This window comes from Bradyrhizobium sp. 191 (assembly GCF_023100985.1).
Taxonomy (GTDB): domain Bacteria; phylum Pseudomonadota; class Alphaproteobacteria; order Rhizobiales; family Xanthobacteraceae; genus Bradyrhizobium; species Bradyrhizobium diversitatis.
The window spans coordinates 2,549,783-2,570,633 of sequence record NZ_CP064692.1; the positions used below are offsets into that span (position 1 = coordinate 2,549,783).

22 protein-coding genes are annotated in these 20,851 nt (G+C 65.2%); 9 read left to right on the forward strand and 13 right to left on the reverse strand.

Annotated features, from left to right (window positions below):
• Window positions 1–35: 35 nt before the first annotated feature.
• Both IVB23_RS11795 and IVB23_RS11800 read left to right on the forward strand, forming a co-directional pair.
• Window positions 36–737, forward strand: a complete 702-nt coding sequence (locus IVB23_RS11795) for a FecR domain-containing protein (protein ID WP_165935710.1) — start codon at window positions 36–38, stop codon at window positions 735–737.
• A 2-nt stretch (window positions 738–739) separates the two neighbouring features.
• A complete protein-coding gene (locus tag IVB23_RS11800) occupies window positions 740–1,927 on the forward strand; it encodes a hypothetical protein (RefSeq protein WP_197967391.1) in 1,188 nt (395 codons plus the stop codon).
• A 156-nt stretch (window positions 1,928–2,083) separates the two neighbouring features.
• Here IVB23_RS11800 and IVB23_RS11805 read toward each other — a convergent pair whose 3' ends face one another.
• From IVB23_RS11805 to IVB23_RS11815, 3 genes are all read right to left on the reverse strand, one after another.
• The gene (locus IVB23_RS11805) at window positions 2,084–2,572 is read right to left on the reverse strand and encodes a VOC family protein (protein WP_131866084.1); all 489 of its coding nucleotides are present in this window, start codon (window positions 2,570–2,572) and stop codon (window positions 2,084–2,086) included.
• A gap of 35 nt (window positions 2,573–2,607) precedes the next feature.
• Window positions 2,608–3,036, reverse strand: a complete 429-nt coding sequence (locus IVB23_RS11810; RefSeq protein ID WP_061878724.1) for a VOC family protein — start codon at window positions 3,034–3,036, stop codon at window positions 2,608–2,610.
• A gap of 130 nt (window positions 3,037–3,166) precedes the next feature.
• Entirely contained in the window at window positions 3,167–3,682 is a 516-nt protein-coding gene (locus tag IVB23_RS11815) for a cupin domain-containing protein (RefSeq protein WP_197967394.1), read from the reverse strand.
• Between the two features lie 128 nt (window positions 3,683–3,810).
• Between IVB23_RS11815 and IVB23_RS11820 the strand changes: the two genes are divergently transcribed.
• Window positions 3,811–4,029, forward strand: coding sequence for a CsbD family protein (locus IVB23_RS11820; protein WP_028179717.1), 219 nt, complete (start codon window positions 3,811–3,813; stop codon window positions 4,027–4,029).
• A gap of 108 nt (window positions 4,030–4,137) precedes the next feature.
• Here IVB23_RS11820 and IVB23_RS11825 read toward each other — a convergent pair whose 3' ends face one another.
• The 5 genes from IVB23_RS11825 to ggt all read right to left on the reverse strand — a co-directional run bounded on the left by IVB23_RS11825 (window position 4,138) and on the right by ggt (window position 10,347).
• Window positions 4,138–4,602 (reverse strand): FKBP-type peptidyl-prolyl cis-trans isomerase, encoded by a 465-nt coding sequence (locus IVB23_RS11825; RefSeq protein WP_061878596.1) that lies wholly within the window; start codon window positions 4,600–4,602, stop codon window positions 4,138–4,140.
• A 61-nt stretch (window positions 4,603–4,663) separates the two neighbouring features.
• Window positions 4,664–6,955 (reverse strand): xanthine dehydrogenase family protein molybdopterin-binding subunit, encoded by a 2,292-nt coding sequence (locus IVB23_RS11830; RefSeq protein ID WP_247803624.1) that lies wholly within the window; start codon window positions 6,953–6,955, stop codon window positions 4,664–4,666.
• 2 nt (window positions 6,956–6,957) lie between these two features.
• A complete protein-coding gene (locus IVB23_RS11835) occupies window positions 6,958–7,971 on the reverse strand; it encodes a xanthine dehydrogenase family protein subunit M (RefSeq protein WP_061878598.1) in 1,014 nt (337 codons plus the stop codon).
• Between the two features lie 4 nt (window positions 7,972–7,975).
• Window positions 7,976–8,590 carry a (2Fe-2S)-binding protein gene (locus tag IVB23_RS11840; RefSeq protein WP_061878599.1) on the reverse strand — a complete coding sequence of 205 codons (615 nt, stop codon included), beginning with the start codon at window positions 8,588–8,590 and terminating at the stop codon, window positions 7,976–7,978.
• Between the two features lie 170 nt (window positions 8,591–8,760).
• Window positions 8,761–10,347: a gamma-glutamyltransferase gene (gene ggt, locus IVB23_RS11845; RefSeq protein ID WP_061878600.1), complete on the reverse strand. Its 1,587-nt coding sequence runs from the start codon at window positions 10,345–10,347 to the stop codon at window positions 8,761–8,763.
• Window positions 10,348–10,543: 196 nt separating this feature from the next.
• Between ggt and IVB23_RS11850 the strand changes: the two genes are divergently transcribed.
• A complete protein-coding gene (locus IVB23_RS11850) occupies window positions 10,544–11,311 on the forward strand; it encodes a rhodanese-related sulfurtransferase (protein WP_247803625.1) in 768 nt (255 codons plus the stop codon).
• The gene (locus IVB23_RS11855) at window positions 11,301–11,519 is read left to right on the forward strand and encodes a SlyX family protein (protein WP_247803627.1); all 219 of its coding nucleotides are present in this window, start codon (window positions 11,301–11,303) and stop codon (window positions 11,517–11,519) included. The genes IVB23_RS11850 and IVB23_RS11855 overlap by 11 nt, the downstream gene beginning before the upstream one ends.
• 6 nt (window positions 11,520–11,525) lie before the next feature.
• Here IVB23_RS11855 and IVB23_RS11860 read toward each other — a convergent pair whose 3' ends face one another.
• Window positions 11,526–13,427 (reverse strand): diguanylate cyclase, encoded by a 1,902-nt coding sequence (locus tag IVB23_RS11860; RefSeq protein ID WP_247803629.1) that lies wholly within the window; start codon window positions 13,425–13,427, stop codon window positions 11,526–11,528.
• 174 nt (window positions 13,428–13,601) lie between these two features.
• Complete coding sequence (locus tag IVB23_RS11865) at window positions 13,602–13,817, reverse strand: hypothetical protein (protein WP_061878725.1); 216 nt, start codon at window positions 13,815–13,817, stop codon at window positions 13,602–13,604.
• A gap of 105 nt (window positions 13,818–13,922) precedes the next feature.
• Here IVB23_RS11865 and hemE point away from each other — a divergent pair, with 105 nt between their 5' ends.
• Window positions 13,923–14,957 carry a uroporphyrinogen decarboxylase gene (gene hemE, locus IVB23_RS11870; RefSeq protein ID WP_061878604.1) on the forward strand — a complete coding sequence of 345 codons (1,035 nt, stop codon included), beginning with the start codon at window positions 13,923–13,925 and terminating at the stop codon, window positions 14,955–14,957.
• A 272-nt stretch (window positions 14,958–15,229) separates the two neighbouring features.
• Here the strand turns inward: hemE and hemC are convergent, their stop codons facing one another.
• The 3 genes from hemC to IVB23_RS11885 are packed head-to-tail and all read right to left on the reverse strand — an operon-like array spanning window position 15,230 to window position 18,505.
• The gene (gene hemC / locus IVB23_RS11875; RefSeq protein ID WP_247803630.1) at window positions 15,230–16,210 is read right to left on the reverse strand and encodes a hydroxymethylbilane synthase; all 981 of its coding nucleotides are present in this window, start codon (window positions 16,208–16,210) and stop codon (window positions 15,230–15,232) included.
• A 25-nt stretch (window positions 16,211–16,235) separates the two neighbouring features.
• Window positions 16,236–17,861: a choline dehydrogenase gene (locus IVB23_RS11880; protein WP_247803632.1), complete on the reverse strand. Its 1,626-nt coding sequence runs from the start codon at window positions 17,859–17,861 to the stop codon at window positions 16,236–16,238.
• 53 nt (window positions 17,862–17,914) lie between these two features.
• A complete protein-coding gene (locus IVB23_RS11885) occupies window positions 17,915–18,505 on the reverse strand; it encodes a TetR/AcrR family transcriptional regulator (protein ID WP_061878607.1) in 591 nt (196 codons plus the stop codon).
• A gap of 172 nt (window positions 18,506–18,677) precedes the next feature.
• On the opposite strand from IVB23_RS11885, the gene IVB23_RS11890 reads away from it, so the two are divergent.
• From IVB23_RS11890 to IVB23_RS11900, 3 genes are all read left to right on the forward strand, one after another.
• Entirely contained in the window at window positions 18,678–19,043 is a 366-nt protein-coding gene (locus IVB23_RS11890; RefSeq protein WP_247803634.1) for a nuclear transport factor 2 family protein, read from the forward strand.
• Between the two features lie 185 nt (window positions 19,044–19,228).
• Window positions 19,229–19,789, forward strand: coding sequence for a TetR/AcrR family transcriptional regulator (locus tag IVB23_RS11895; RefSeq protein WP_247803635.1), 561 nt, complete (start codon window positions 19,229–19,231; stop codon window positions 19,787–19,789).
• A gap of 70 nt (window positions 19,790–19,859) precedes the next feature.
• A complete protein-coding gene (locus IVB23_RS11900; RefSeq protein WP_197967405.1) occupies window positions 19,860–20,720 on the forward strand; it encodes an EamA family transporter in 861 nt (286 codons plus the stop codon).
• The last annotated feature ends 131 nt before the right edge of the window (window positions 20,721–20,851 follow it).

The window sequence follows — 20,851 nt, forward strand, 5'->3', positions numbered from 1 at the left end:
CCGGTACGATCAGGGGCACATCGATCGGTTGCGAAATGAATTTGCGTTTTTGGCTTTTCTCCATCCTCTCGTCGGCCGCATTGTGCGCCGGCTCCAGCGCGCAGGCGCAGACTCGCGTCGGCGAAGCCGTCGTGATCCAGAACGAGGTCGTGCGCGTGGCCGCGACCACGACGCCGATCAATGTCGGCGACAGCATGCTGCGCGACGAGACCGTGCGGACCGGCGCCGACAGCGCGGCGCGTTTCGTGATGGCGGACAGCACCAATCTGTCGCTCGGCCCGAGCGCCACGCTGAAGCTCGACCGCACCGTCTTCAACGACGAGCGCAGCTATCGCGACGTCGCGATCCGCATGACCACCGGCGCCTTCCGCTTCGTCACCGGGCGTTCCGACAAGGCCGCTTACAAGATCACGACGCCGCTTGCGACCATCGGTGTGCGCGGCACCACGCTCGACATCCTCTCGCAACGCGGGCGCTCCGTGGTCGTGCTTCAGGACGGCGCGGCCAGCGTCTGCACCAAGAGCTCCCAGTGCGTGCAGCTCACCCAGCCAGGCGACACCGCGATCATCACCTCGACCGGCGGCAAGGTGAGCATCACCAAGTCCAATACGCCGCCCTGGACGTTTGCCGCCAATTGCGCCGCGAGTGCCGGACTGTGTGCGGTCAACCAGTACGCCGGCGCCTCGCCGACCATCATGCCTGCCGTCCAGGACGACGGCATGCTGTGCGGGCGTTGACGATGACGAAATACCGCTTCCAGCGCCTCATCCTCATCGGCGTGCTCACCGCATTGGCCGCGTTTGCGCTTGTCGCCTCGGGGGCCCGCCCGGCGGCTGCGCAGACGTCGGAGTGCGGGTCCGAGTGCGGCGAGCCGACGCCTTATCCATCGCCGACCTACTCGCCCTCGCCAGCGCCCTCCCCGAGTCCTGCGCCTTCCCCGAGTCCTGCGCCCTCACCAAGCCCTGCACCCTCACCGTCGCCGAGCCCGTATCCTTCTCCCAGCCCATATCCGTCGCCGAGCCCGACACCGACCGGCGCGGCTTCCAGCGGCAATTCGATCGGCGGCCTCGCCAACCAGCGCTTCAATCAGATGATTACCAACCGGGTGCTCGGCACGGTGCTGCTCGGCGTCAACGAGCAGATCAATTGCGGCGACTGCATCAGCGCATTCGGCTCGGCCGGCTCGTTCTCGGCCGGCATCCACGGCCGCAAGGCGCTGACCAACAATCTGTCGCTGCTCGCCGGCATCGCCTACACGCATTACGACGAGGGCGGCTACAAGATCACGAGCGCACCGATCGGCGCTTTCGCGTTGCGCTATGACTTTACCGATTGGGGCTCGTCGCGGCCGTTCTTCGACGTCGGCACGATCCTGACGCCATGGGAGAAGGCGCGCTACACGCGCAGCTACGATACCAGTCTCGGCCCGGTGAGCGTGACCAGCTCGACCAACGCCTCGAACTACGCTGTCTACGGTCGCGCCGGCTGGATAGGTCGCCTCTCGCCACGCGACGAGGTCGCGGCCTCGATCGAGGTCTGGCAGCTCTGGCAGCGCGTCTCCGGCTATAGCGAGAGTACGGTCGCTTTCAATCCATTCGACGCCAGCATCGCTGATGGCACCGACCGCACCAGCCTCGTCAAGATCGGCGGCCAGTGGACGCATCTCTTCGGCAGCAGCATCGAGACAAACATCAATGGCGGCTGGGTGCAGTCGTTTGCGAGCCATAGCGGCATTGTCGCCACCGTGACCGGCAACGGCACGGTGGTGCCGACCATGGGCAACCAGGGCTGGTTCGAATATGGCGGTCGCCTCGGCTTCCGCGTGCAAAAGGGCTGGATCGTGGATCTCTTCGCCAACGGCACGTTGGGCCCGCAGCCGGTCGGGAACACGATCCACGGCGGCGTCGGGCTGCGGATCAATTATTAGGACGGAGATCTCGCCGCAAATTCCGCCGTCATGTCCCGCGAAGGCGGGACATCCAGTACGCCGCAGCCCATCCGCTCAATCACTGCCGTCTCGGAGCACTGGATCGCCCGGTCGAACCGGGCGATGACAATGAGCATGTGGCAGGAGCTTGTGACCTCACGCCGCCGACTTGCCCTCGAACGCACGACGCAACACGTCGACGTCCAGCTTCACCATCTTCATCATGGCCTGCATCGCGCGCGCGGCCGCTGCCTTGTCCGGGCTCGACAGGAACTCGAACATCACTTTCGGCACCACCTGCCAGGCCACGCCCCAGCGATCCCGGAGCCAGCCGCACTGCTCTTCCTTGCCGCCGTGGGCGAGGAACGCGTTCCAGACGCTGTCGACCTGGGCCTGGTCGTCGCAATGGATCATCAGCGAGATCGCGTGAGTGTACTCCATCTTCATGCCGCCATTGAGCGCGACCAGCGGCTGTCCGGCCACCGTGAACTCGACGACGAGCACGGAGCCTTCCTTGCCGGAGGGGCCGTCCGAAACGTTGCGCTGGACGTGCGTGATCTCCGAGTTCGGAACGAGCGAGACGTAGAATTTTGCAGCGTCCTCGGCATCGCCGTTGAACCACATGCAGGGCACGAGCTTGGACATCGTGAATGCTCCTCTTCAGATCTTCCGGGCTCGGATCAGGCGTTCGCCATCTCGGGCTGCAGAGGGGCAGCCGCGAGATCCATCCAGTTCACACCCCACATATGGCCGTCGGGATCCTCGAAGCTGCGGCCGTACATGAAGCTGTATTCGTCCTTCGGACCGGGATCGGCCACGCCGCCCGCCGCCGCGGCCTTGCCGACGATATCGTCGACGTCGCTGCGACTGTCCGCGGACAGGCAGAACAGCGCCTGGTTCGAGGTCCTGGCGTCCGCGATTGGCTTCGGCGTGAACTGGCGGAATTTGTCGTGGGTCAGCAGCATGACGAAAATGGTCTCGGAAAAGACCATGCAACTCGCGGTCTCGTCGCTGAATTGCGGATTCTTGACCGCACCGACTGCCTCATAAAAGGCGGTCGCGCGCTTGAGGTCGGTCACCGGCAGGTTGACGAAGATCATCTTGGGCATCGGAAGCTCCTCGGGTGGGTCTGCCCAAGGACGGACGGCCAGGCCGCCATCCGACACCGCTTCCAACTAATTTTTTCGGACCCCGATCTGCGGGGTTCTGTCGCACCGAACCCCGCAGCGCCGAGCAGCCTTACTTCTTCTCGTTGGGATCGCGGTGCACCGGGTCGATCCACAGCACGGTCTCGGGCTTCTCCACCGGCTCGATGTCGAGGTTGATCGCCACCGCCTCGCCGTCGCTGCGCACCAGCACGCATTCCAGCACCTCGTCCGGGCTGGCGTTGATCTCCTGGTGCGGCACGTAGGGCGGAACGAAAATGAAGTCGCCCGGGCCGGCTTCCGCGGTGAATTGCAGGCTCTCGCCCCAACGCATCCGCGCCTTCCCCTTCACCACATAGATGACGCTTTCGAGATGGCCGTGATGATGCGCGCCAGTCTTGGCATCCGGCTTGATGCTGACCGTGCCCGCCCACAATTTCTGCGCGCCGACGCGTGCGAAATTGATGGCGGCCGCGCGGTCCATGCCAGCCGTCGAGGGCACGTTCGTGTCGAGCTGGTTACCCGGAATGACGCGCACGCCGTCATGCTTCCAGCGATCATGATCGTGATCGTGGTCATGGTGGGAATGCGAGTGGTCATGGCCGGTCATGGGACTTGCTTTCTGTTGGTTCCGTACGCGGCAAACTAACCCAAAGCCGCAGCCGCAAGCCATACCAAAAATGGAACCCTCGTAGCCGCTCGGTGTTGTCATCGCGAGCAAACCGAGAGGAGAATTTCATGGGCAGCACCACTGACAAGATCAAGGGCACCGCGAACGAGGCGATCGGCAAGGCCAAGCAGGGCATCGGCGAAGCCACCGGGTCCGATCGCATGAAGGGCGAAGGCGTGGTCCAGGAAGTCAAGGGCAAGGGCCAGCAGGCCATGGGCGACGCCAAGGACGCCGCGAAGGAAGCGATGGATCGCGCTGCTGCTGCCGCAAAGCGCGCAGCGGAGTGACGCGCTTAGAACTGAAAGCGAAAAGACCGGCCGAAAGGCCGGTCTTCTTATTTGTCCAGACATTCGGGGGCGGCGCGCAGTGCCGACCCCGGAGTGACGGCTACGCCGTCACTTCACCGCGAGCAATTCCACGTCGAACATCAGGGTCGCGTTCGGCGGGATCACGCCGCCGGCGCCGCGCGCGCCATAGCCGAGCTGCGGCGGGATGATCAGCGTGCGCTTGCCGCCGACCTTCATCGAGGCAACGCCCTCGTCCCAGCCGGCGATGACGCGGCCCTTGCCGATCGGGAATTCGAACGGCTCCTTGCGATCGACAGAGGAGTCGAATTTCTTGCCCTTCTGGCCGTTCTCATAGAGCCAGCCGGTATAGTGCATCACGCAGATCTGACCGGGCTGCGGCGAGGCACCGGTGCCGACGGTGGAGTCGATGATCTGCAGGCCTGAAGCTGTGGTCATGGTCTTTCCTGCGGTCTGGGCCGAGGCCGTGGTGGAAACGAAATCGGACACGCCACCGATCACGGTGATCGCGAGTGCCGACATGATAGCGAGGAGCATGCGCTGAAAACGCTGCATAGGGCACCTTCCATTAGAGGCGGGAGGTGTCTAACCCAACGCCGTCGCCGTTTCCACCCCTTTAGACCTCGATATTTTCCAGTCGTACCGGCAGCTTGCGGATGCGCTGACCGGTAGCGTGATAGATCGCGTTGCAGATCGCGGCGTTGGTGCCGACATTGGCAAGCTCGCCGAGACCCTTTGCGCCCACCGGGTTGATGTGATCGTCCTGCTCGGAGAGCATGATGACCTCGACGCCGGGCACATCGGCATTCACGGGCACGAGATAGTCGGCAAGATTGTCGTTGACGTAGCGCGCATTGCGCTCGTCGATCTCGGTGGCCTCCAGCAGCGCCGAGGACATGCCCCAGATCAGGCCGCCCATCAGCTGGCTTCGCGCGGTGCGCGGATTCATGATCCTGCCTGCCGCGAATGCGCCGACCAGCCGGGGGCAACGGATTTCGTGCGTGAAGCGGTTGATGCGGACCTCGACGAACTCGGCGCCGAAGGCGTAGGCGATCTTGTCCTTCATTTGGTGACCGCCGACGAACCGAGGCTGCCCGGCATGCAAGGCCTTGAACGAGTCGAGCGGTGCGCCTTCCGGCTTCCACTCGCCATATTCCTCGACCACGCCGACACCGAGCGCATCGAACGCCTTCTCGATATCGAGCGGACGGTCGCCCTTCGTCGCCTGGATCGACGGCGCCGGGCTGATGCCGACAGTCTCCTTGGCCTTGTCGGCGAGGCTGTCGCTCGGCCTCACCGCTTTGAACAGGCGCTGCCGGATCTGATCGCACACCATCATCACCACGGAGCAGGTGCTGGCGGTCGAGTTGGAGCCGCCGGCAACCGGCGCGGGCGGCAGGTCGCTGTCGCCGATGAAGACCGCCACTTTTTCAAGCGGCACGCCGAGCCGCTCGGCCGCCGTCTGGGCGATGACGGTATAGGCGCCGGTGCCGATCTCGTGGCCGGCGATCTCGACACGGGTGCGGCCATCGCGCTGGAGGCGCACGCGCGCGGCGGACGGCGCCATCTGCGTCGGATAGCAGGTGGCGGCACAGCCGTAACCGACCAGCCAATCCCCGTCGGACATCGATCTTGCCTGCGGCGTCCGCTGCGACCAGCCGAACGCCTTGGCGGCTTCGTCGAAGCACGCCATCAGCGACCGCGACGTGTAGGGCTTGCCGCCAATGGGCTCGGTGGTGGTGTCGTTGATGCGACGGAGTTCGACCGGATCCATGTTGAGCTTCACGGCGAGTTCGTCCATCGCGCTTTCCAGCGCGAACAGATAGGGCACTTCCGGCGGCGAGCGCATGAAGCCGGGCGTGTTACGGTCGGCGCGCACGATCGACACCAGGCTTTCGACATTCGGGCACGCATAGAGCCGCGTCGTGGTCTTGGTGCCGCCGACGCAATAGGCGTCGGGCCGCGAGGAGATTTCCGCTCCCTCATGCCTCAAGGCGACCAGCTTGCCATCCCGGCTCGCACCGAGCTTGATCTCGTGCCGCGTCTCGGCGCGGTAGGTCGCGATGGTAAAGCCCTGGTCGCGGGTCGGGACCAGCTTGACCGGACGGCTCAGGCGCTTGGCAATGCCGGCGATGATGGCGGTGCGCGGCGTCATCGAGCCGCGCGAGCCAAAGCCGCCGCCGACATAGGGATTGACCACGCGCACCTTGTCGGCGTCGATGCCGAGTTGCTCGGCCACGCCGTTCTTCAGGCCATAGACATACTGACTGCCCTCGTAGATGACGAGATTGTCGCCCATCCAGACGCAGCTGGTCGTGAACAGCTCCATCGGATTGTGGTGCTGCGTCGGCGTCTCGTAGGACGCGGTGAGCTTGACCTCGGCCGCATCGAAGGCCTTGGCGAAGTCGCCGACCTCGGGATCTTCCTTGAACTGCGCGTTCTGTCCCTTTGCGGCTGCCGTGGTCGTTCCCGGCGATTCGAAGCTGGCGCTCGGCGCCGTCGCCGTATAGCTGACCTTGACGCGATTGGCGGCCTCGCGCGCCGCCTCGTAGCTCTCCGCGATGACCACAGCGATGATCTGGCCGTCATGCGCGATCTCGGCCGATTTCAGCGGCTGGATCGTGGTGCCGGCATAGCCGCCATTGCTGAACAGTTTCGTTTCCTTCAGCTTCGGGGCGTTCTCGTGCGTGATGATGTCTATCACGCCGCGGACGCCTCTAGCGTCGTCGAGATCGAAGCGGTCGATGCGGCCCTTGGCGATAGCGCTGGTGACCAGGAACGCATAGGCCGGATTGTCCAGCGGCATGTCGGAGGCGTAGGTCGCACGCCCCGTGACCTTTGCGGCCGCATCGTAGCGCGGCACGGGCTGCCCCATATTCGCCTTGGGCTCGGGAGCTGCAGCGGTCATGATCAGATCTCCATCGTTGCGGCCTGCTGAAGCGCGCGTGCCACCACGCGCCTGCCGAGCCCGATCTTGAAGCTGTTGTGCCGACGGCCACGGGCGTCCGCAAAGGCGGCATCGGCCACGCGCCGTGCCAGCGCTTCGTCGAACTTCTGTCCCTTCAATAGCGCCTCCGCCTCGCGCGCCCGCCACGGCACGGTGGCGACACCGCCGAGCGCGACGCGTGCGTCCCTGATCGTGCCGTCCTGCACGTCGAGCGCGATCGCAGCCGAGGACAGCGCGAATTCGTAGGATTGCCGGTCGCGCGCCTTGAGATACACCGAACGGGGCCACCGGCCCTGGATCGAGAAGGCCGAGATCAGCTCCCCGGGCTGAAGCGTGGTCTCGATCTCGGGCGTGCTGCCCGGTGCCTTGTGCAGCTGCGCGAACGGTATGCCGCGCGTGCCGGCCTTGCCCGTGATCTCGACCACGGCATCGAGTGCGATCAGCGCCTGCGCGAAATCGCCGGGATAGGTCGCGATGCACTGGTCGGAGACGCCGAGCACCGCATGCATGCGATTGACGCCGTCCATCGCGGCACAGCCGGAGCCGGGATTGCGCTTGTTGCAGTTCTCATAGGAGACATCGCGAAAGTAGTTGCAACGCGTCCGCTGCATCACGTTGCCGCCGAGCGTCGCCATGTTGCGCAGCTGAGCGCTGGCGGCGAGCTTCAGCGAATCCGCGATCACGGGATAGCTGCGCTGGATCTCGGCATGCGCGGCCACGTCGGACATCCTTGCGAGCGCGCCGAGCCGCAAGCTTCCGCCGCCTGGCTCGATCGCCGACCAGGCGTGGGCCAGCGGATTGATATCGACGATTGCGGCGGGCCGCATCACGTCGAGCTTCATCAAATCGATCAGCGTGGTGCCGCCGGCAAGCGGCTGTGCCGCCGCCTTCGTCAGCGGATCGTTGGCGGCACCGGCGGCGAGCGCCCGCACGGCCATATCGGGGTCTGATGCTCTCTGATACGAAAACGATCGCATGCGCCTAGCCTTTCATGATCTCGGGTGCGGCCTGCTTCACGGCAGCGACGATGTTGGGATAGGCAGCGCAGCGGCAGATGTTGCCGCTCATATACTCGCGGATGTCGGCCTCGCTCCCCGCGTGTCCCTCCTTCACGCAGGCCACGGCAGACATGATCTGGCCGGGCGTGCAGTAGCCGCACTGGAACGCATCGTTGTCGACGAAGGCCTGCTGCATGGGATGCAGGCGGTCGTCGGTGGCCAGACCCTCGATCGTCGTGATCTCCTGCCCCTCGGCTGCGAGCGCCAGCGTCAGGCACGACACCACGCGGCGATCATCGATCAGTACCGTGCAGGCACCGCACTGGCCGTGGTCGCAGCCCTTCTTGCTGCCGGTGAGCTTGAGATGTTCACGCAGCGCATCGAGCACCGTGGTGCGCGCGTCGATGAGCAGGCGCTTGTCCTTGCCGTTGACGCGCAGCGTGACCTCAACGGGAAGTGACGGATCCCGCGCGACGGGCACATTCGCATCCTGCGCAGCCGCGCGCGCCGTCATCGGAACCAGCGCAGTTCCGGCAGCACCGGCCATAAAGGCGCGGCGATCGAATGTCGATGTTCTGGAACTTGATTTGTCGGACATGGGCCGGCCTCCGCCGCTATCTGCAAGAGCAGCGCACACCTGCACCGCTCATCGCCCCTTAACCTTGAGCAATGAGCGCAGTTCCGAATGAGAAAGGGCGGCGCAGTAAATACCGCGCCGCCCTTCGTCAACTTTTCCTGATCTTTTCGCGCGGCCCCCCCGCTGCGAGCTCAATAACCCAGCGCGCAGCCGTCCTTGCGAGGATCGGACCCGCCGGTGAGCGTGCCCTTGTCCCAGTCGATCCAGATGGCCTGGGCGCCGCCGAGCGGGCCGACCACGCTGGTGGTCTTGTGGCCAAGCTTCTTCAAGCCTTCGACGATCGCAGCCGGCACGCTGTCCTCGAGCTGATACTGGCCCTCGTAGTGCAGGCCGCGCGGCATGTCGATCGCCTCCTGCACGTCGCAGCCATAGTCGAGGATGTTGGTCAAGACATGGGTCTGGCCGGTCGGCTGATACTGGCCGCCCATCACCGCGAACGGCATCACGGAGCGTCCACCCTTGGTGAGCAGGCTCGGCATGATCGTATGCAACGGACGTTTGCCGCCTTCGATGCAGTTGGGGTGACCCGGCTGGATGCGGAAGCCGCCGGCGCGATTCTGGAACAAGACGCCGGTCTTGTTCGACACGATGGCGGAACCAAAGGAGTGCGCGATCGAGTTGATGAACGAGCAGACGTTGCGGTCCTTGTCCACGACCGTGATGTAGATGGTCGAAGGGTTCATCGGCGGCGCGACATTCGGCAGGTCGAGCATGCCGTCCATGCGGATCTTGGCGATGTGCTCGTCGCAGAACTCCTTGGCGAGTATCTTGGCGACCTCGGTCTGCATATGGTCGGGATCGGCGACATGCACCTCGCGCTGCATGTAGGCGATGCGTGCGGCCTCGGCTTCGAGATGGAAACGCTCGATGCTGAGCGGCGCGAACTTGGTCAGATCGAACCGCGACAGGATATTGAGCATCAGCAGCATGGTGAGGCCCGGTCCGTTCGGCGGGCACTGCCAGACGTCGTAGCCCTTGTACATGGTGCCGATCGGCGTCGTCACCTCAGTGGTATGCGCGGCAAAATCGTCGAGCGTATGCAGGCCACCGATGCCCCTAAGGGTCTCGACCATATCCTCCGCGATCGCGCCCTTGTAGAAGGCGTCGCGGCCGTCCTTGGCGATCGCGCGCAGGGTCTTGCCGAGCTCGGCCTGGCGAATGACGTCGCCGGCCACCGGCGGCTTGCCGCCCGGCAGAAGGTAGCGCACGGTGTTGGTGCCATTCTTCAGCTTCTCGAACTGGTTCTTCCAGTCGAAGGCGATGCGGGGCGCGACGACGTAGCCTTCCTCGGCCGCCTTGATCGCGGGCTGAAGCAGCCGGTCGAAGCCGAACTTGCCGTGGTCGCGCAGGACCGTCGCGAAGGCATCGATCACGCCTGGAATCGAGACCGCATGCGCCGAGGTCAACGGCACGGAGTTGATCTTGCGCTCGAGATACCAGTCGGCGTTCGCCGCCTTGGGCGCACGGCCGGAGCCGTTATAGGCGATGATCTTGCCCTCGCCGCGCGGCTGGATCAGCGCAAAACAGTCCCCGCCGATGCCGGTCGATTGCGGCTCGATCACGCCGAGCAGGGCAGAGGCGGCAACGGCCGCGTCGACTGCCGTGCCGCCATCGCGCAGCACCTCGATCGCCGCGAGCGAGGCTTGCGGATGCGAGGTCGCAACCATCGCGTTGGTGGCGTGGACCGTGGACCTGCCGGGGAAATGGAAGTTTCTCATCGAATTTCTTGCTCTCTTGGCCGTGGGCGCGAGTGGCGCGCCATCTCGAAAACCGCGTCTACATGACACATTCCGGCCCGGCGGGGCAATGCTGGCATACCAGGAAAATGGCTGCCATCTGCTGGGCGTATGGAGTTTTCGACGCCGGCAGCCATGCGGGTTTTCCGGATGGCTGCCGCCTGCTAAACGAGCCGCCATGTCTGATCTGAATTCGGCGACCAAGGTCGCGGCCTTCTATCAATTCGTCGCCCTCCCCGATTACCGCGAACTGCGCGAGCCGCTGCGCGCGTTCTGCGCCGGCCTCGGGCTGAAGGGCAGCGTGCTGCTGGCGCAGGAGGGCATCAACGGCACGGTCGCCGGTGCACCGGAGGCGATCGATGCCTTCACCCATGAACTCGCACACGGCGACATGTTCGGCGGCAGGCTCAACAAGCTCGAATTGAAATTCTCGACCGCGGAGGCGATGCCGTTCGGGCGGCTCAAAGTGCGGCTGAAGAAGGAGATCGTCACGCTCGGTGACGAGACTGCCGATCCGACCCGCCAGGTCGGCACCTATGTCGATGCCACCGAGTGGAATGCGCTGATTGCGAAGCCCGACACGCTGCTGCTCGACACCCGCAACGCCTTCGAAGTGGCCATGGGGACGTTCGAGGGCGCGGTCGACCCCGGCATCAAGAGCTTCGGCCAGTTCAGGGACTTCGCCGCGATTGAGCTTAATCCGGCCAAACACCGCAGGATTGCGATGTTCTGCACCGGCGGAATTCGCTGCGAGAAGGCGAGCGCGCATCTGCTCGCGCGTGGCTTTACCGAGGTCTATCACCTCAAAGGCGGCATCCTCAAATATCTCGAGCAGGTGCCGGAGCTTGAGAGCCGCTGGCGCGGCGAATGCTTCGTGTTCGACGAGCGCGTGGCGCTCGGCCACGGTCTGCGCGAGCGAAATAAGGACGTAACGCGTGACGAATGAGATCAAGACGCTGAGCGAGCGCATCGACACGTTGGAGACGCGCCTCGCCTACCAGGACGACACGATCGAGACGTTGAACCAGACCATCACCGCACAGTGGAAGCAGATCGACAGGCTGACGCGGCAGATCACCGAGCTCAATACTCGGCTGCAGGAGGCCGAAGCCAATGCGCCGGGGCCTGCCAACGAGCCTCCGCCGCACTATTGAGCGGCGTTACTGGCCGGACGCCTTGGGCAGCAGGTCCATGACCTCGCCGGACATCAGCAGGCGGTTGCGGCCTGCGGCCTTGGCGGCATAGAGCGCCTGGTCCGCAGCTTCGACCAGGGCAGCGACTCCTGCGGTTCGTTCGAAGGCCGGCCGGCAGACTGCGCCGCCAAGCGACGCGGTGACGCATCCAGCCGCCGGATTGCTGCCATGCGCGAGGCCGGCCTCGTGAATGGCGCTGCGGATCCGTTCGCCGACCCGGGCGCAGCCGGCGGCATCGATATTCGGCAACAGCATGGCGAACTCCTCGCCGCCATAACGCGCCGCCAGATCGCTGGCGCGCTGCGCTTCGGCCGCGATGATCTTGGCGATCAGGCGCAGGCAGGCATCGCCCGCGGGATGGCCGTATTCGTCGTTGTAGGCCTTGAAGTGGTCGACATCGATCATCAGCAAACCAAGGCTGGAGCGGTCGCGATAGGCGCGCGCCCATTCCTCCTTCAGGCGCTCGTCGAAGCGGCGGCGATTGGCAAGGCCGGTGAGGCTGTCCTCGATCGCCAGCGTCTCGAGCCTTGTTTCCAGCTTCTTGTGCTCGGTGATGTCGCGGGAGATCGCGACCACGCCGTCGACGCGGCCATCGTCCCTGCGCGTCACCCGCATGGTCGATTCGAGCCAGATCTCGCCGTTCTGCCGGTGCTGGTTGCGATAGGTGAGACGCGCCTCCTCCCTCTCCCCGCGCTTCATGGCGTCGACGATCGCCTGGACCTCCGGCAGATCCTCCGGATTGACACCCGCAAGCGCCGGCGAACCGATCAGCTGATTGGGACGCCAGCCGACGACGCGTGCCGACGAGGGCGAGACATAGCGCAGCCGCTCATCGAGGCCGATGCGGGTCACCATGTCGCTGGAGCCTTCGGCCAGCAGGCGGAAATGCGCCTCGGTCTCGGCAAGCGCGACGGCCATGCGCTGGCCGCGCTGCAACTGCCGCACCAGCACACCGCCGATCACCGCGATCAGCATCACCAGCGCGAGCACGTAGAGCATGCGGGAGATTGCCGCCGCGCGCCAGGGCGCGAGCAGCTCGTCCTTGTCGACGGTGGCGAGCAGGAGGAGCGGGAAACGATTGCTGCGATTGAAGAAGCTGACGCGTTCGGCACCGTCGAGCGGCGAGGTGAAATGATAGGCGCCGCTCGGCCGTTGCAGGCTCGGCTCCCGGAACAACGGCTTGTCGGCGACACTACGCCCGACGAATGTCTCGTTGCTGGGATTGCGCGCGACGATCAGTCCGTCGCCATGCGCCAGTGACACCGAGCTGTTGCGGCCGATCTCGAACTGCTCGTAGAAGTGCGAGAGATATTTCGAGCTGATGGTCGCGACCACCACGCCGCCGAAGCTACCGTCCTGCTTGCTGAAGCGGCGCGACAGGGTCACGACCCATTCGCCATCCAGCAGGCTCTTCACGGGACGGCCGACATGGGCCTCACGCTTCGGCGAGAGCTGGTGATATCGGAAGAAGGCACCGTCGCTGAGGGTCGCGCCGATCGTACCGGGTGAGGTCAGCCAGTTGCCCTGATCGTCGATGATGGCGAGGCTGTGAATGCGCGCGATCGCCTTCTTGCGCGCGTCCAGCAAGATACGCAGCTTCGCGATCGTGACCGGTGCCGTGCCGTCCATCTCCAACCGGCTGACCACGCCGACGACGCCGGAATCCAGGAGATCGAGGCTGTCCTCGGCATGCTGGGTCAGCGAACGGGCAACGTTCGCCATCTCCAGCTCGGCGTCCTTGAGCACCGCATCGCGGGCCGTCCATTCACGCCAACCGCTGACGCCGAGGATGGTCGCGCAGGTCAGCGCGACGAAAGCCGCTGCGCGCAGTGGCAAGCGGCTCCATCCGGCTCGTTGGGTAGCACTCATGCGGCAGGTCCTCCGATCGCTCGGAAACTCTGCCGCTTCTGTTATTTAATCCTGAAGTCACTACCGGACTACGCGGCGATTCCCGCCCTTTCCAGTAGTCCTACGGACGCGGCGGTCGGCGCATCGCTAACAACACATTAGCAGGCTTATCGGAAACCGGCGCGCCCGATGCCACTAGCTGAAGATAGCCTTAACCCTGTCCCAGAGCGAGGGATGGTCGGCATCGGCATCGGCCTTCGAGGGCGTCGGTTGCGCGGCACTCACAGGATCGGAAGCCGGGAACGTATCCTTCAGCCCGGCGTCGAGCTTGGATTGCCGGTCGGCAGCAAGGGCTTCGTGCAGATCGTCGGCATGCTTGTCGTGCGGCGCGGGATTGAATGTCTCAGCCATGATCTCCTCCATGGACTGTCAACGCGGTCCGATTGCACAGGTTCCCCTGTTCCGCTGAGGGCCGCGGCGGTGTATCAGGAGCGATAACCTTCTTCAGGACCATTCGTGCCCCAGTCTGCAAAAAAGCCTTTCATCGACGTGCTCTCCGGCCAGCGCCAGACCATCCCGCCTGTGTGGATGATGCGCCAGGCCGGGCGCTACCTTCCGGAATATCGCGAGGTGCGCGCCAAGGCAGGCGGCTTCCTCGATCTCTGCTTCAACCCGGAGCTTGCCGCCGAGGTGACACTGCAACCGATCCGCCGGTTCGGCTTCGATGCGGCGATCATCTTCTCCGACATTCTGGTGATCCCCTACGCGCTCGGACGTGAGGTGCGGTTCGAGGTCGGCGAGGGCCCGCGGCTCGAGCCGCTGGACGATCCAGCCAAGGTCGCGACGCTGGCGCCGCGCGCCGACCTGGGCAAGCTCGCGCCGGTGTTCGAGGCGCTGACGATCGTGCGCGGCGCGCTGGACCCGAAGACCGCGCTGATCGGCTTCTGCGGCGCGCCGTGGACGGTCGCGACCTACATGGTCGCCGGCCACGGCACACCGGACCAGGCGCCGGCGCGGATGATGGCCTACCGTCATCCGGAGGCGTTTGCGAAGATCATCGACGTGCTGGTCGACAGCTCGATCGAATATCTGTTGGCGCAGCTCGCCGCCGGTGCCGACGCGCTACAGATCTTCGACACCTGGGCCGGCGTGCTGCCGCCCGCCGAGTTCGCGCGCTGGTCGACCGAGCCGACGCGGCGCATCGTGGAGGGCGTGAGGGCCAGGGTGCCGGACGCGAAGATCATCGGCTTCCCCCGCGGGGCCGGTGCGCTGCTGCCCGGCTATGTCGAGGCAACCGGCGTCAATGCGGTCAGCATCGACTGGACCGCGGAGCCGGCCTTCGTCCGCGAGCGCGTGCAAAGCAAGGTCGCCGTGCAGGGCAATCTCGATCCGCTGGTGCTGATCACAGGCGGCTCCGCGCTCGACCGCGCGGTCGACGACGTGCTGGCCAATTTTGCGCAAGGACGGCTGATCTTCAATCTCGGCCACGGCATCCAGCCGGAAACGCCGATCGCCCATGTCGAGCAGATGATCCGGCGCGTGCGGGGCTGAGGGACAAGACAAGCCGTCTACCCACGTCGTCATGGCCGGGCTTGTCCCGGCCATGACGACTTGCCATGCGACACGAAGAACTTGGATGCCCGGGACAAGCCCGGGCATGACGAGCCGTTGTGATCGGGTCTTACAAAAAGTGCGAAAACAACCCCATGCACAGTAGCCAAGTCATTGAAAACCTTGGACGGGCATGACGCGCCTGTGCGTTTTGACTTGTCGGGCAAAACAGGCGCAGAATGGCATCATCAAAATCGTGATTTCGGCAGGGCTTACCTAGGCCGGCTGCGCTCGATGATCTCCCCCGCACCCTTCGCCAGCAGGTCCAATCCCACCGCGCGGCCGAGCTCGCGCGGACGGTTGGCGGGCCCGGTACGCGAGGCCTCGATGATGGTGTTGCCGGAAAGGTCGAGCACGGAGGCGGTGAGCGACATCTGATCGCCCGTGATGGTCGAGAACCCCGCGACCGGTGAATTGCAGTGGCCGTTGAGTACCCACAGCACCTCGCGCTCGGCATCGGCCGAGGCGTGCGCGGCGGGATCGTCGATCGACGACAGGATCTGCCGCGTCTGCCAATCCTGTGCCGCGCATTCGACGGCGACGATGCCCTGCCCCGCCGCCGGCAGCATCTCCGCCGCGGAGAATTCGTAGGCGATGCGATGGGACAGGCCGACACGGTCCAGACCCGAGCGCGCCATGATCAGCGCATCGGCAGGCCCCACCCCGCCGCCATCCGGCAGGCGCTGCTTCTCGCCATTGTCGAGCTTGCGCACGCGCGTGTCGGCGGCGCCGCGGAAGTGGATGACCTCGACATCGGGAAACAACCGCCGCGCATAGGCCGCTCGGCGCACCGCGTTCGTGCCGATCTTGAAGCCCTTGCCGCGGGACTGGCGCAGCGCCTCAAGGGTCACGCCGTCGCGCAGCACCAGCGCATCACTCGGCGGATCGCGCGACAGCGTGGCACCGATGACGAGGCCGGGCGTATCCTCGTTGCCCGGCATGTCCTTCAGCGAATGCATCGCTGCCTGGAGTTCGCCCGACAGCACGGCAGCGCGGATCTGCGCCACGAAGGCGCCGCCCTTGCCGCCATGCGGCAAGAGCTTGCTGGTCTGGTCGAGATCGCCCGTGGTGTCGAACTTGACGATTTCGACATCGAGACCGGGCACGGCGGCGGTCAGACGGCGCGCGATTTCTTCCGTCTGTGCCAGCGCCATGGCGCTCTTGCGGGTGCCGATCCTGAGTCGTGTAGCCAAGTCGTTCTCCATCGGGGACGCGCGCTCAGCGCGCGTCCTCCAATATCATGTCGGAAGCCTTTTCGGCGATCATGATGATCGGCGCATTGGTGTTCCCCGAGACGAGATCGGGCATGATCGAGCCGTCGACGACGCGAAGGCCGTCGAGCCCCCTCACCTTCAGCCGCTGATCGACCACCGCGAGCGCGTCGTTGCCCATACGACAGGTCGAGGTCGGATGATAGATGGTGCTGCCGCGCTCGCGGCAATAATCCAGGAGCTCGGCGTCCGTCGATACCTTCGGCCCGGGATCGTACTCGCTGACCACGAACGGCTTCAGCGCCGGCGCGTTCAGGATCTTGCGCAGGATCTTCAGGCCCTCGACGTTGGTGGTGCGGTCGGTCTCGGTCGACATGTAGTTGATGCGGATCTCCGGCGGCACGCTCGGGTCCGCGCTCCTGATGCGCAAGGAGCCGCGGCTCTCGGGCCGGAGCTGGCACACAGACGCCGTGAAGCCAGAGAAATCGTGCAGTTTCTCGCCCATCTTGTCGGTCGAGAACGGCAGGAAGTGGACCTGGATGTCGGGCGAGGCGAGCCGCGGGCTGGTCTTGAAGAACGCGCCCGCCGTGCCGGCCGCGATCGTCAGCCAGCCCTTGCGGAACAGCGCGTAGCGTGCGCCGGCCATGGTGCGCCGAAGCGGATGATTGACGGTGTCGTTCAGCGTGATCTTCTGCGAGCAGCGCATCACGATGCGGACCTGCATGTGGTCCTGGAGGTCGCGCCCGACGCCAGCTGCGTCCAGCACCACATCGATGCCGTGCTTGCGCAGGAGGTCGGCAGGACCGACGCCGGAGAGCTGCAGCAGCTGCGGAGAGTTGTAGGCGCCACTCGACAGCACGATCTCCTTCCGCGCCCGCACGCGGCGCAACGCCGCGCCTTGGCGGTATTCGACGCCGACCGCGCGACGCCCTTCGAACAGGATGCGCTGGCCGAGCGCGGACGTCTCGATCTTCAGATTGCCGCGCGTCTTGGCGGGCCCGAGATAGGCCACCGCGGTCGAGGCACGCCGGCCGTTGCGCGTCGTGGTCTGGAACAGGCCGACGCCCTCCTGCGTGGCGCCGTTGAAATCAGGATTGTAGGGCAGACCGGCCTCGACCGCGGCGTCGATGAAGGCTTTGGACAGCGGATCGGTCACGATCATATTGGACACCGGCAGCGGACCGCCCGTGCCGTGATACTGATCCGCGCCGCGCGATTGGTTCTCGGCCTTCTTGAAATACGGCAGCACGTCGTCGTAACCCCAGCCGGTATTCCCGAGCTGGCGCCAGCGGTCATAGTCCTCGTGCTGGCCGCGGACATAGAGCAGGCCGTTGATCGAGCTCGAGCCGCCCAGCGTCTTGCCGCGCGGCTGGAACACCTGGCGCCCCTTCAGCTCGGGCTCCGGCTCGGTCTGGTACATCCAGTTGACCGTCTTCTCCTTGAACAGCTTGCCGTAGCCGAGCGGGACGTGGATCCAGATGTTGGAATCCTTCGGGCCGGCTTCGAGCAGCAGCACGCTGTGCTTGCCGCTCGCGGACAGCCTGTTGGCGAGCACGCAGCCGGCGGAGCCGGCGCCGACGATGACGTAGTCGAATTCGGGATCGGCCGGCGCGGGGGAGGAATTTGCGTTCATGCGCTACTGTTCTTCTTGTTGGTGTGGGCGTTTCCGTCGTTCACTTAGCACAATCATTCGCGCACGCGCAGCGCCTCGACCAGCGACTTGAACGCACGGGCGTATTCCGCGCCTGCCCTTGCGATGTCGGCGCGTCCGGCGCAGGCGACCGCCGCTTCCGTGACTGCGCCGAGCAGCAGCCGCGCCAGCGGCTCGACCGGCTGACGGGCGATCAGGCCGGCCTCCATCGCCGCCGCGATCGCGCGCGGCAGCTTGCCGCCGAAATGCCTGGCGTCGATCTCGCGCCAGCGTTCCCAGCCGAGCACGGCGGGACCATCGCGCAAAATGATCTGGCCGGTCGGGCCCTTCGCGGTCGCCGCAAAGTAATGCTGGGTGCCGGCAACCATTGCGGCGAGGACGTCCTTCTCGGCCCGTGCGGTGCGGTCGATCTCGGCAACGAGGTCGCGCGAGACCTCGTTGAACACGGCTTCGAACACCGCCTCCTTGGTCTTGAAGTGATGATAGACCGCCCCCTTGGCGACGGCGGCTGCCTCGGCGATCTCGTCCATGGTGGTGGCTGCGAATCCTTGCGTCCCGAACAGACGGCGTGCCGACGTCAGGATCGCTTCGGTGGTCGCCGCCCGTCGCTCCGCTTGCTTCGCCATCACTCTCGTCTGAGTTTCGCCTCTCCCGCTCGGAAGAGGCGTTCTGTGTTCTCGGCCCGGATTGATTCAACTCACTCTCGCTTTAGTCCAATTGAGCGAAGCCAACCAGTTGACTTTTCGACCATTGGTCGGTATTTACCGACCATCAGTCGGTTTTTCCCGGGAGCACGCTATGCCGAGCCGCGATGTCGTCGAAGCCTTCGCGCAACGGCTGGAAGTCGGGGACTTCATCGGTGCCATCGAACAGTCCTGCACGCCCGATGCCGTGACTTACGAGAACAACGCCGCCCCGACGGTCGGGCGCGACAAGCTCGTCGCCAAGGAGCGCGGCGTGCTGGCGGCGTCCAGGGAGGTCAAGGCCGTCCGCGTGGGACCGAGCCTGATCGAAGGCGACCATGTCGCAACCCGCTGGCGCTTCAGCTTCACCAATGCCGAAGGCGTCACGCGGACGCTGGACGAGATCGCCTGGCAGACCTGGCGGGGCGACAAACTGGTCGAGGAGCGCTTCTACTACGATCCGAAGCAGCTCGGACGCTGACGCGAGGCACACATCAGCGCGGACGGCGGTGTTGACGCCCGGACCGGAGGCTGGAGATCACCCGAAGCTCGGTGCCCGGCGATGCCTGCGCGGGGCTTGTCATTTAAGGACCGGTCGGTCTATATATCAGCATGAGGCAAAACACCCCAGCGCCGTTGGCCCGTGGCCGGCCGCGAAGTTTCGACATGGACGCCGCAGTCGAACGCGCGATGGATGTGTTCTGGTCGCGCGGCTATCACGCCACGGCGCTGCCCGATCTCCTTCGTGCGACCAGGCTGTCGCGGGGTAGCCTCTACGCCGCTTTCGGCGGCAAGCATTCGCTCTTCTTGCGCGCGCTTGATCGTTACATTGCGGATGCCTTGGCGCGGATGGATCTCGAATTCGATCCCCGAAACGACCCGGTCGACGGCCTGCGGGCCTACCTTGCCGGCTACGTCGATCGCACCAGCGGGAGCAACGGCCGGCGCGGATGCCTCCTGGTGGCCACGGCCATGGAATTGGCTGGCGGGGATGCCGAAGTCGGTCGACGCGTTGCGGGCTTCTTCAAGGCGATGGAGGCCAAAGTGACCAATGCACTGTCCCGCACGAAAGCGGCGGGCAGGTTGGCCGATGGTGTCGAGCCGGCAACGGCCGCCCGGGTTCTCGTCTGTTTCGTTGAAGGGCTGCGCGTGGTCGGCAAGACGGCACCGACACGGACGACATCGCAGGCCGCCGTCGACGCTCTCATCGGCCGTTTCGTCAGGTAAGGACACCGCAACGCTTCCGCTGATGCCGGGCTTATATTTGGACTGATCGGTCTTGAAAGGGACGTGCGCCATGTCTGCCATCCAGATCGTCTGCGCGGTCGCCGTTCCCCTGATCTGGGGTTATCAGTTCGTGGCCATCAAAGTGGGCGTTGCGGAGTTTCCGCCGCTCTTCTTCCTCGCACTGCGCTTTCTGGCCATTACGCTGCTGCTTGTTCCGTTCGTCGACAGGCCCACGCGTCGGCAGCTCGGCCCTGTCGCGGCCATTTCGCTTTTCCTTGGCGGACTGAATTTCGGGCTCTTCTATGTGGGCCTTGGACTCGGCTCGGGAAGCATGTCGGCGGTCGCGTACCAACTCGCCACGCCCTTCACCGTCCTGCTGGCCTGGCCGCTGCTCGCGGAGAGGCCGTCACTCGCCACCTGTGCCGGAGTGCTGCTTGCATTCGTCGGCGTGACCGTGCTGGCAGCGGAGCCGGGCCAGTCCGCCAACCCGCTTCCGCTGCTGCTTGTGGTTGGAGCAGCTTTCGCCTTCGCGGTATCCAACGTGTTGACGAAACGCTATGGCCCCTTTGATCCCTTGATGCTGATGGGATGGTCGTCGCTGCTCACGGTGCCGCAGGTCATGTTGATGTCGTTGCTGCTCGAATATGGACAGGCGGCGAGCCTCGTGACGGCAGGCGAGCGGGGCTGGCTGGCGCTCGCCTACACGGTCTTCATCGGCGGAATCATTGGGTTTGGCCTCTGGTTTTGGCTGATCGCCCGTTGCTCGATGGTTCGCGTCGCGCCCTTCGGTCTGCTGCTTCCGGTATTTGCGTTGCTTTCGAGCGTTGTCTTTCTTGGCGAACGCATGACGCCAAAGCTGATCATCGGCGGGCTGCTCGCGATTTCCGGGGTCGGCATCACACAAGTAAGGCCGCGCGCTCGCTCAATTTGATCCCGGACGCCCCCTCGCGGTGACCTGCGGGGCTTCGCGGCCAGGGTCAAGCGAACGTCGCCCGGGCTGCTGCCGCACGAGTTCAGGAGGATACGAGCACGGCGCGGTCGCCGCGCGTTGTATCGATTTTG